Source organism: uncultured Frigoribacterium sp., from assembly GCF_963515265.1.
Taxonomy (GTDB): domain Bacteria; phylum Actinomycetota; class Actinomycetes; order Actinomycetales; family Microbacteriaceae; genus Frigoribacterium.
The window spans coordinates 17,819-29,185 of sequence record NZ_CAUPYL010000015.1; the positions used below are offsets into that span (position 1 = coordinate 17,819).

Below are 11,367 nucleotides of genomic sequence, written 5' to 3' on the forward strand. Positions count from 1 at the left end.
CACGACGGTCCGCCGTGGCGACCGGCGTGAGCGTGGTCGCGATCACGGCGCTCGTCGTCACCGTCGCCGTGGCCAGCACGGGCTACGAGGCCCAGCGCCTCGATCTCGACGACGGCACCGTCTGGGTCGCCAACGGCTCGCGCACGGCAATGGGCCGGGCGAACACCGACGTCGCCGAGCTGAACGCGGCGGTCAGGAGCACCGGAGGCGACCTGTCCGTCGCGCAGTCGTCCGACGCCGTCCTCATGGTCGACCGGAGCAGCGCCACCGTCGGCATCGTCGACCCGGCGACCTCCACGATCGGCGACAGCGTGCCCCTGCCGCCCGACTCGCCCGACGTCCTCCTGTCCGGTGACCGGGCCGTGGTCGTGTCGGGCGGCACGGGCGAGCTGTGGAGCCTGCCCGTCTCCGACCTGGCGACGTTCAGCGCGGAGGAGGACGCCGACCTCAGCCTCGGCGAGGACGCCGTCACGAGCGTCGCCCCGGACGGCACGGTCACCGTCTTCTCGGCCGCCAGCGGCGACGTGTCGCGCGTCGACGCCGGCGACGCCTTCGACGTCGACTCGACCCGCTCGACCTCCCTGACGGGCTCGGGCGAGCACCAGGTCACCAGCGTCGGCTCGCACTGGGCCGTGCTCGACGTCGAGACCGGGCGTCTCGTGGTGGACGGCGACGAGGTCGACCTCTCGGGCTCCGCCGCGGGCGGGCTCGCGCTCCAGCAGGCCTCCGACGAGGGCGACGGCGTCCTGGTGGCGACGAGCACGTCGCTCCTGCGGGTGCCCTTCGGCGGGGGCGAGCCGAGCGAGGTCGTCACGGACCAGGCGGGGCTGCCCGCACGGCCGGCGGTCGTCGGGACGTGCACGTACGCGGCGTGGTCCGGCGGCACCGCGTGGAGCGACTGCTCGCGGGCTCGGGGCGGCGTGATGCAGCTCGACGGCGTCCCGGGGGCGGCCGCCCTGGTCTTCGACGTCAACGGGCGCCGCGCCGTTCTCAGCGACCCGGTCGGAGGCAGCAGCTGGGCCGTGCAGAGCCGCGGCCAGCTGATCGACAACTGGGACGAGCTCCTCGACCGCGACGACGAGCAGCAAGAAGAGGAGAACGACACCACCGACGAGCCGCCCGAGCTGGACCCCGACCAGAAGCCCCCGGTGGCGATCGACGACGACCTCGGTGCTCGCCCGGGCCGGGCCAGCACCCTCTCGGTCCTGTTGAACGACTACGACCCGAACGGCGACCCCCTCGTCGTCGACCAGGTGTCGGACCTCGACCCGGCGATCGGGCGCCTCGACGTCGTGAACGACCGCCAGCAGGTGCTGCTCACCCTCACGGACGAGGCGACCGGGGCGTTCAGCTTCGAGTACACGATCAGCGACGGGCGCGGGGGGACCGCGACGGCGGCGGTGACCGTCACCGTGCGCGCTGCCGGCGAGAACAGCCCGCCGGCACAGGTGCGGCGCACCTCGGCCGACGTGTCGTCGTCGGGGCGCGTGACGACCTCCGTGCTCGGCGACTGGGTCGATCCCGACGGCGACGCGTTCTACTTGACCAGCGCCGTCGGCGGCGAGGGCGTCTCGTACAAGCCGTCGGGCGACGTCGTCTACCAGGACGCGGGTGCCGGCGCCACGACCCTGGACGTCGGCCTCGTCGTCTCGGACGGCCAGGTCGAGGGCCGGGGGAGCATGACGATCCGCGTCGCGGGGTCGTCGCCGCTCACCGCCGAGTCCTTCTCCGTGCAGGCCTACGCGGGCCAGCAGCTCACGGTGCGGCCCCTCCCGTACGCGAGCGGGGGCTCAGGCTCGATCCGGCTGAACAGCGTCCCGGCCAAGAACGGGTCGACCGTCACGCCGAGCTACGAGGCAGGCACGTTCCGGTTCGTCAGCGACGAGGTGCGTACCCACAACCTGGAGTACTCCGTCACCGACGGCGACCAGACCGCGACCGGCACCATCAGGGTCGACGTCCAGTCGCCGCCCGATCCGTCGAGCCCGCCGATCACGACGCCGAAGACGGTCTTCGTCGAGACCCTCAGCACGCAGACCCTCGACGTGGTGGCCACGGACCACGACCCCGCCGGCAACGTGCTGATGGTGACGTCCACGTCCGAGGTCCCGCTGGCGTCGGGAGTCCGCGTCGAGACGCTCGACCAGCGGTACCTGCGCCTGACCCTGGCCGCGCCCCTCGACGAGGGACCGGTCACCTTCACCTACACCGTCACGAACGGCCTGGCCTCGGCCGAGGGCGTGGTCACCGTCATCGAGACGCCGCGGCGTTCCCAGACGCAGCCGCCCGTCGCGACGGACGACCAGGTCACCGTGCGCGTCGGCGACGCGATCGACATCGACGTGCTGGCCAACGACGAACAGCCCGACGGCGACGAGATCACCCTCGTGCCCGACCTCGTGCAGGACGTCCCGACGGACGGCGGGCTGCTCTTCGCGTCCGGCTCGATCCTCCGGTACCTCGCCCCGACGACGCCCGGCAACGTCACCGCCGTCTACGCGGTGGAGGGGCGTGACGGTCAACGGGACACCGCGCAGGTCACCATCGCGGTGCGCGAGGCCGACGTGGCGACGAACAACCCGCCCGTGCCCCAGACGGTGACGGCCCGGGTCGTGGCGGGCGAGTCCGTCCGCGTGACCGTGCCCCTCGACGGCGTCGACCCCGACGGGGACAGCGTCGCGCTGCTCGGCGTCGGGACGAACCCGGAGAAGGGCAGCGTGACCAGCGTCGGGACGGACTCGATCGAGTACCAGGCCAACGGGACGAGCGCGGGGACGGACACCTTCACCTACACGGTCGTCGACGGCCTCGGCGCCCGGGCCAGCGGCAAGGTGCGGATCGGCATCTCGGCACGGGCCGACGGCTCCCGCAACCCGATCGCCGTGGCCGACGACGTGACCATGCGGCCGGGCGGCACGATCACCGTCCGCGTGCTCGACAACGACTCGGACCCCGACGGCGGAGCGCTGTCCGTGACCGGCGTCGAGGCGAACGACGCGGGCACGACGGCGGAGGTCGTCGACGGGACGATGATCGCGGTGCGGCCCCCTGCCGCCGAGGGGCAGTACGGGCTCGTCTACACGGTCGAGAACGAGCAGGGCGGCTCGAGCTCGAGCTTCGTGACGGTGAACGTCGACGCCGACGCGCCCCTGAACCACCCCGTCGTCGACGACACGGTGCTCGACCTCAGCGACATCGCGGGGCGGCAGTCGGTCGACGTCAACGTCCTGGCCAACGTCTTCTTCGCCGACGGCCCGGTCTCCGCGCTCGGCCTCGACCTCGAGCCCGGCTACGACACGACCTCGCAGATCACGCCGGACCGCCGGGTGCGGGTCACGATCACCGACTCCAGCCAGATCATCCCGTTCTCGGTGTCGCACCCGGACGACCCTGCCGTCCGCACCTACGCGTTCGTCCGCGTCCCCGGCTTCGACGACGCGCTCCCGCAGCTGGACAAGACCGCGCGTCCCCTCACCGTCGTCAGCGGCGACCGGCTGACGATCGACCTCACCCGGTACGTCATCGCCGCGGGCGGCAAGAGCATCCGCCTGACCGGCGAGGGGTCGGTCAGGGCGACGCACGCCGACGGCTCCGACCTCGTCGTCGGCCCGACCACCCTGGCCTACACGTCCGAGGACCTCTACTTCGGGACGGCGTCCGTCTCGTTCGAGGTGACCGACGGCTCCTCCGCCGACGACCCGTCCGGACGAACGGCGACGTTGGTCCTGCCCATCACGGTCACCCCGCGCGAGAACCAGCCGCCGACCTTCACCGGCACCTCGATCGACCTCGAGCCGGGGCAGTCGCGGACCCTCGACCTGCAGCGCCTCACCTCGTACCCCTACCCGGACGACCTCTCGGAGCTCCGCTGGAGCGCCGACGCCCAGGCGGTGCCCGGCTTCGCGGTCAGCGTCTCGGGCCGCGACATCACGATCACGGCCGACTCGGGCACGCCCAAGGGCACCACGCGGGCGCTGCCGGTGTCGGTGGCGGACGCGGTCACGACCGGCCAGGCAGGGGCCATCCGACTGGCCGTCGTCGGCTCGAGCAGGCCCCTGGCACAGCCCGCGGCCGACACGCAGGCGGTGCGTCGCGGCACCTCCGCCTCGATCGACGTGCTCGCGAACGACCAGGCGACGAACCCGTTCCCGGGCCAGCCGCTGCGCGTCGTCGACATCCGCGGGCTCGGCGGAGGCGGGCTGCCGGCGGGCGTCAGCGTCACGCCGAGCGCCGACAACCGTACGCTCGCCGTCTCGGTCGGGCAGTCCGCCCAGCCTGGCGACACCAACCTCCAGTACCGCGTGGCCGACGTGACGGGCGACCCCGACCGGTACGTGTGGGGCAACGTGACCATCTCCGTGCAGGACGTCCCGGACGCTCCGGCGGCACCGGTCCGAACGGGCGTCTTCACCGGCGGGCAGCTGACCCTGAGCTACGCCGCGCCCCAGGCGAACAACTCGCCCCTGACGCGCTTCCGCCTGACGGGCACCGGCAGCGCGGGAGGCTCGTACTCGAAGGACTGCGGACTCACCACGGTCTGCACGCTGACCGACCTCGACCCCGAGCAGACGTTCCGCTTCACGGTCGTCGCCACGAACGGTCTCGGCGACTCGGCTCCCAGCGCGGCCAGCCCCTCGTACAGCGCCGACTTCGTGCCGGCGGCGCCGACCGGCGTCACGGTGACGCCCAGCTCGGCCACCCCGGGCGTCCTCGACGTGCAGTGGGACGCGGTGCCCAAGCCGGCGCGCGGCACCTCGGTCCTCGCCGCGGGCGGCTACGTCGTCGAGTACTCGGGTGCAGGGGCGTCTGGCAGTGTCACAGCATCCGCGACGACGGCGTCGTTCCAGGGCATCCCGAGCACGGCGTACGACGTCCGGGTCTACGCCAAGAACCGCGCGCAGGTCTCGAGCGATGCCGACTGGGCCCGGAGCGGCCCCGTGACGAGGACGGCTGTCGGCGAGTTGGCCAAGCCCACCGTGACCGCGCTGGCGACGGAGCGTCAGGTGACCGTCACCTGGACTCCGGTAGCGCCCAACGGAGCCAGCTCGATCTCTTACCGTGTCTACCGCAACGGCACCGCAGCCGGGTGCGCTACCAGCGGCACGGCCATCACGCCTCCCGGAGGCACGAACGCCACCAGCCTCACGGACACTGTCCCGAACGATGCCCAGTACAGCTACGTCGTGGTCGCGGACAACGACGTGTTCTGCTCCACCGGCTCGGGTGACGCCGAGGCCGTCTCTACCCCTGCCGCACCCACTGGACTCTCGGTCGTTCTGGCGAAGTTCGGTGACGACGGCAGCTACAAGGCCAGGGCGTCGGGCGCCGCATCCGGGAACGGCATCGTCGTGCAGTACTCGACCGGTGGGTCGTGGACCGATGCCCCGCAGGCAGACTTCTTCATCGAGAACGACAACGGCAACGGCGTGCCTGTCACGACCCAGTTCCGCGCATGCCGTGAGGGGGCCACGAAGAGAGCCTGCAGCGACGCCACCGCTGGCACCACGGTGACGCCGGTCTCCGCCAAGGCCGATGTGACCAGCTGCGCGGTCGGACAGTTCCTGGGACTCGCCATCCCGTCGAACAGCGGGGCACGGCTCGAAGCCGTCGACATCCAGTTCCGGACGCTCACCGGGTGGGAGCCAGCACGGAACAAGGTGACCGCCTACGACACGGTCAAGGTGCCTGACGACACACTCGGAGTCCGGGTCCACGGCTACGCGACATCGGGCGGCCAAACTGTCGAGGACGTCGTGGATTGGCGTCCGCGTGCGCTCCTCGACCTGGGCTTCTCCTGCGACCCGGCGGCGTGACGTCGCCCCGCCCGACCCCGACCACCATGACGAGAGAGACGAACACCGCATGAGCATGACCCCCGAGCAGGCGACCTGGTTCTCCGAGATCTTCGGGCGCCTCGTAGCGAACGTCGACCAGGTCCTCCTGGGCAAGACGTTCGTCGTGCGGCTGTCGTTCACGGCGCTGCTCAGCGAGGGGCACCTCCTGCTCGAGGACTTCCCCGGCACGGGCAAGACGTCGCTCGCCCGCGCCATCGCCCAGAGCGTGCAGGGAACGAGCAACCGCGTCCAGTTCACGCCCGACCTGCTGCCCGGCGACATCACCGGCGTGAGCATCTACGACCAGAAGGCGGGGGAGTTCGAGTTCCACCGGGGCCCGATCTTCTCCAACATCGTCCTCGCCGACGAGATCAACCGGGCCAGCCCGAAGACCCAGTCGGCCCTGCTCGAGGTCATGGAGGAGAGCCGGGTCACGGTCGACGGCGTCAGCCACGACGTCGGCAGCCCCTTCATGGTGATCGCCACCCAGAACCCCGTCGAGCAGGCCGGCACGTACCGGCTGCCCGAGGCCCAGCTCGACCGGTTCATCATGAAGACGTCGATCGGGTACCCCGACCACGCGGCGACCGTCCGGATCCTCGAGGGCTCCGCGACACGGGTCCACGAGGGCAGCCTCAGCCCCATCGTCCAGGCCGGGGTCGTCACCGAGATGGCGCAGCTCGCCCGGACCGTGCACGTCGAGTCGACCATCAGCGACTACGTCGCCCGCCTCGTCGAGGCGACCCGGACCGCCGAGGAGGTGCGGCTCGGCGTCAGCGTGCGAGGCGCCCTCGCCCTCGTCCGCACCGCCAAGACCTACGCCGCCTCCCAGGGGCGCCACTACGTCGTGCCGGACGACGTCAAGGCCCTAGCCGAGCCCGTGCTCGCCCACCGGCTGGTGCTCGACCCCGAGGCGGAGTTCGACGGCGTCACGCCGTCGAGCATCGTCAGCCAGCTGCTGATCGAGACGCCGCCGCCCTCCGAGCGGATCGCCGTGTGAGCGACGCCGGACCAGGCAGCACCGACAGCCGCGTCCGTCGGGACCGCGACGCGTCCCGCGGCCGGACGCACACCCGCGGCGGCCGCACGCAGTCGCGGACGAGCTTCGACGGTGGTTTCGCGACGGGGACCCAGGGGCTCACGAACGCGCGCACCCGCATCGTGGGGGATCGTTCCGGACCCGTGGCCGACGCGCTCGTCCTCGCCGTCCGCCTCCTCCGCTCTGCCCGGGCGTGGCTGACCCGGGCGTTCCGGGCGGTATCGGGCGTCGTGACGCCCGTCGGCTGGGCCGTGCTCGTCGTGGTGCCCGTCGGCTTCGTCGTCGGCTACCTGCTCGGCTGGCTCGAGCTCGTCGTGGTCGCCTGGGCCGCGCTCGTCGTGCTCGTCGTCGCCGGCCTGAGCCTGATCGGCCGCAACGCGTTCCGCGTGGCGCTCGACATCCCGCACGAGCGCGTCACGGTGGGGGAGTCCGCCTCGGGCAGCGTCGTCGTCGAGAACCCGACCCGTCGCCGCATCCTCGGCGTCTCCGTCGAGATCCCGGTCGGGGCGGGTCTCGCCGAGATCAGCCTGCCCGGCCTCCGTGGGGGCGACAGCGTCACCGAGACGTTCTCGGTCCCCACCCAGCGGCGCGGCGTCGTCCGGGTGGGCCCGGTCCGCACCGTCCGCGGCGACGCCGTGGGGCTGGTCCGGCGCGAGCTCGAGTGGACGGGCGTCACGGAGATGTTCGTCCATCCCCGCACCATCGGCATCCCGAGCACGAGCACGGGCCTCATCCGCGACCTCGAGGGCAACCCGACCCGCGACCTCTCGCCGAGCGACATCTCGTTCCACGCGCTCCGCGAGTACCAGCCGGGCGACGAGCGGCGCAACATCCACTGGAAGTCGACGGCGAAGGCCGGTACCTACATGGTCCGACAGTTCGAGGAGAGCCGGCGCAGCCACATCGTCATCGCGCTCAGCCTGGCCACCGCCGACTTCGCCTCCGACGACGAGTTCGAGCTGGCCGTGAGCGTCGCGGGCTCGCTCGGGGCGCGGGCCGTGCGCGACGCCCGCGAGGTGAGCGTCGTCGTCAGCGAGCGCACGCCCGAGTTCGCCAAGCGCAAGACCCTCGAGATCCGGTCGCTGAGCACGCTGACCCGCACGCGCCTCCTCGACGACCTCGCGGTCGTGGAGCACGCGGAGTCGGCCCTCGGCATCGTCGACGTCGCCCGTGTGGCCGGCGACCGCGTCGCCGGCGTCTCCGTCGCGTTCCTCGTCGTCGGCAGCACCGCCACCCTCACCCAGCTGCGCTCGGCCGGCCTGCACTTCCCGGTCGGCGTCGAGGCGGTCGCCATCGTCTGCGATCCCGAGGCCGTGCCCGGGATGACACGGATCAGCGACCTGACGGTCCTCACCATCGGCTACCTCGAGGACCTGCAGAAGTCGCTCGCCCGGGCGGCCGCCACATGACCGGCGCGCAGGCTCCCGCCGCGTCTCGGCCGGGCGATCTCCGGACGCGCGTCCGCCGTCCTCGGCTGCGCGCCTCCTTCGTCCTGCTCGCGATCGGGCTGCACCTCGTGGCCCTGCTGGCGGCCGCGGCGGTCTTCTGGCCCGTCTACCAGAGCGCCGAGTTCGTCGTGCTGGCGCTGGTCACGGTGGCGGTCGGCGGCGTGGTCGCCGTCGCCGGGGCCGTGCTGCGGCTCTCGAGCTTCGGCGTGCTGGTGCTCACGGTCGCGGCGTACCTGCTGCTCGGCGTGCCGCTCGCCGTCCCGTCGCAGGCCCTGTGGGGCGTGGTGCCGACGCTCGGCGGCCTCGGCCAGCTCGTCACGGGCACCGCGCTCGCCTGGAAGCAGCTCGTCACGATCACCCTGCCGGTCGGCAGCTACGAGTCCCTGCTCGTACCCGTGTTCGTCCTCTTGCTGCTGGCGTCCGTCGTGGGGCTGACGACGGCCCTGCGGTCGCGCCGGGCGGAGCTGGCGGCCCTCGGCCCCGTCGTCGTCTGGCTGGCCGGCATCGTCCTAGGCCCCGTAGAGGCCTTCTTCCCGGTGGTCTCGGGACTCACGGTGCTCGTCGTCTCGGTGGCCTGGGTGGTCTGGTGGCGCCTCCGTCGTCGCCGGCTCGCCGTCGAGGCCCTCGAGGGAGGCGCCGCGGGCGCACGGTCGCACGGACACGGCTCCGTCGCCGGGAGGGCCGTCGCCGGGACGGTCGTCACCCTCGTCGTCGCCGGCGCCGCCGCCGCGGGCGCGGTGGCCGTCGTCCCTCCCACCGCGGAGCGCACCGTCGCGCGGACCGTCGTCGTGCAGCCGTTCGACCCCCGCGACGTGGTCAGCCCCCTGACGAGGTTCCGCGTCTACGAGCAGGACCCGACGGTCGACGAGACGCTCTTCGAGGTCGAGGGGCTCGCGCCGGGCCAACTGCTGCGCCTCGCGACGCTCGACACGTACGACGGCGTCGCGTACACGGTCGGCAGCGACGAGGTGACGAGCGAGTCCGGCTCCTTCGACCGGGTCCCCTCGGTGTTCGACCAGTCGGGGGTGTCCGGCCGACAGACCACCCTGGCCGTCACCGTCGACGGGTACAGCGGGGTCTGGCTGCCGACGGTCGGCAAGTTCGAGTCGATCGACTTCGGCGGCGCGACGGCGACCGACCGGCGGGACGCCTTCTTCTACAACGACACGAGCGGGACCGCCGCCGTCGTGGGCGGGCTCGAGGAGGGCGACCGCTACCGGCTGGAGGCGGTGCTGCCCGACCAGCCCGCCGAGGGCGAGCTGGAGGGCCTCACGCCCGGCTCGGCCCGGGTCCCGTCGCCCCGTGCCGTCCCCGACGAGCTGACCGACGCCGTGCAGGAGGCGGTGGAGGGCGTGCAGGGGCCGGGCGCCCGCCTGCAGGCCGTGCTCGACCTCCTCGCCGAGGAGGGCTACATCAGCCACGGCGTCGGGGCCGACGAGCCGATCAGCCTGTCGGGGCACGGGTCGGCGCGCATCGCCCAGCTCTTCACGGACCCGGTCATGGTCGGCGACGCCGAGCAGTACGCGACGGCCGCGGCCCTGATGGCCGACGAGCTCGGCTTCCCCTCGCGGGTGGTCATGGGCTTCGTGCCGGACGCCGACGAGCTCGCCGACGCGACGGGCCCGGTGCCGGTGCGCGGGGGAGACGTCACCGCGTGGATCGAGGTGGACACGGCCCAGGCGGGCTGGGTCGCGCTCGATCCCGTCCCGGCCGAGCGCCCCATCCCCGAGGACGTCGTGCAGGACCCGAGCGAGGTCTCGCGCCCCGAGTCGGTCGTCCAGCCGCCGCCTCAGGAGCCTCAGGTGCGCGACGACCAGACGCCGCCGCAGTCCGAGCAGGAGGACCCCGACACGGTGCCGGCCTGGCTGGCGGTGCTGCTCGTCGTCGTCCGGGTGATCGGCTGGACGGCGCTCGTCACCGGGGTGGTCGCGGCGCCGTTCCTGGCCGTCGTGGCGGTGAAGCTGCGCCGTCGCCGTGCCCGACGTCGTGCTCCCGACACCGTGAGGCGGATCACGGGCGGGTGGCGCGAGTTCGAGGACGCCGTCGTCGACCACGGCATCGAGACCCCTCGGTCGGGGACGCGGAGCGAGGTCGCCCAGGCGGTCGGCGGGGCCAGGCCGGCCGTGCTGGCCCGCGTCGCGGACCGGGCCGTCTTCGCCCCGACGCCGCCGCCGGCCGAGGACGCCGACCGCGTCTGGGCGGCCGTGGCCGAGATGCGCCGGTCGCTCGACGCCGACCTGACGCGGTGGCAGCGAGCCAAGGCGGCGGTCTCGCTCCGCTCGCTCCGTGGATACCATGGCGGGACACGTCCCGAGCGTTAGAGGTCCCGATGCACTGCCCCACCTGCGACAGCCCGTTGCCCGTCGGCGCCATGTTCTGCGGAGTGTGCGGTCGTGCCGTCACGAGCGCCGACGTCGCTGCGGCGGCCGCACGTCGCGACGAGGGCGCGGGCGCGGGCTCAGGAACGGGCGGGCAGGCCGAGCCGCCGGCGTGGCAGCTCCGCCAGCCGCCGCGGCCCACGACGTCGGGCGACGCGCCCTGGTGGGTCCGAGACCGCCGCGTCGAGCAGGAGCAGGTCGACCGGGCGCCCGTCGAGGCTGCAGCCGACGAGGCTGCCCCCGACCAGGATCGTGGGGACGAGCGCGCAGGGGGCGGGCAGCGCACGGTCGAGGCCGGAGCCGAGGAGGCGCCTCCCGCGTGGATCGTCCCGGCCCGGTCGGTCGCGAACACCGGTGCGGATGCTCCCCTCGTCGACCGTGAAGCGGCAGCCCGTGCGCGACAGGACGATCCGTCGCGCGCCGAGCCCGCGACCGAGTCGCCGTCCGAGGTCACGCGGCCGGCGGCACCGGCACCTCTGCCTGAGGAGTCCGTGGCCCCGGCAGCCGCTACGTCGCCTGCGCCCGCGCCTCTGCGGACGCCGACGCCGCACGCCGACAACGGTCCGCGACCGACGTCGGCCCCCCTGTGGACGGCCTCGTTCTCCCGGCTGCCCTCCGAGGACGACGGCCAGGCCCCGGCCCCGCACGACGAGACGCCCCCCGTGGAC

General features: G+C 73.2%; 4 protein-coding genes and 1 pseudogene. All 5 read left to right on the forward strand.

All coding sequences use genetic code 11. The features are described 5' to 3' along the window. Positions 1–14: 14 nt before the first annotated feature. Positions 15–5,813 carry an Ig-like domain-containing protein gene (locus RWM17_RS03250; protein WP_314101296.1) on the forward strand — a complete coding sequence of 1,933 codons (5,799 nt, stop codon included), beginning with the start codon at positions 15–17 and terminating at the stop codon, positions 5,811–5,813. Between the two features lie 49 nt (positions 5,814–5,862). Beyond that, a complete protein-coding gene (locus RWM17_RS03255; protein WP_123546296.1) occupies positions 5,863–6,834 on the forward strand; it encodes a MoxR family ATPase in 972 nt (323 codons plus the stop codon). Next, positions 6,831–8,282, forward strand: coding sequence for a DUF58 domain-containing protein (locus tag RWM17_RS03260; RefSeq protein ID WP_314101298.1), 1,452 nt, complete (start codon positions 6,831–6,833; stop codon positions 8,280–8,282). Before RWM17_RS03255 ends, RWM17_RS03260 begins: the two co-directional genes overlap by 4 nt. Then, positions 8,279–10,642 (forward strand): transglutaminase domain-containing protein, encoded by a 2,364-nt coding sequence (locus RWM17_RS03265; RefSeq protein ID WP_314101300.1) that lies wholly within the window; start codon positions 8,279–8,281, stop codon positions 10,640–10,642. Before RWM17_RS03260 ends, RWM17_RS03265 begins: the two co-directional genes overlap by 4 nt. Before the next feature lie 8 nt (positions 10,643–10,650). Beyond that, positions 10,651–11,367 (forward strand): annotated as a pseudogene (locus tag RWM17_RS03270) (hypothetical protein); the annotation flags it as partial.

Coding starts and splice junctions, on each gene's coding strand:
- RWM17_RS03255 (WP_123546296.1), top strand. CDS start 5,863: ATGAGCATGACCCCCGAGCAGGCGACCTGGTTCTCCGAGATCTTCGGG.
- RWM17_RS03265 (WP_314101300.1), top strand. CDS start 8,279: ATGACCGGCGCGCAGGCTCCCGCCGCGTCTCGGCCGGGCGATCTCCGG.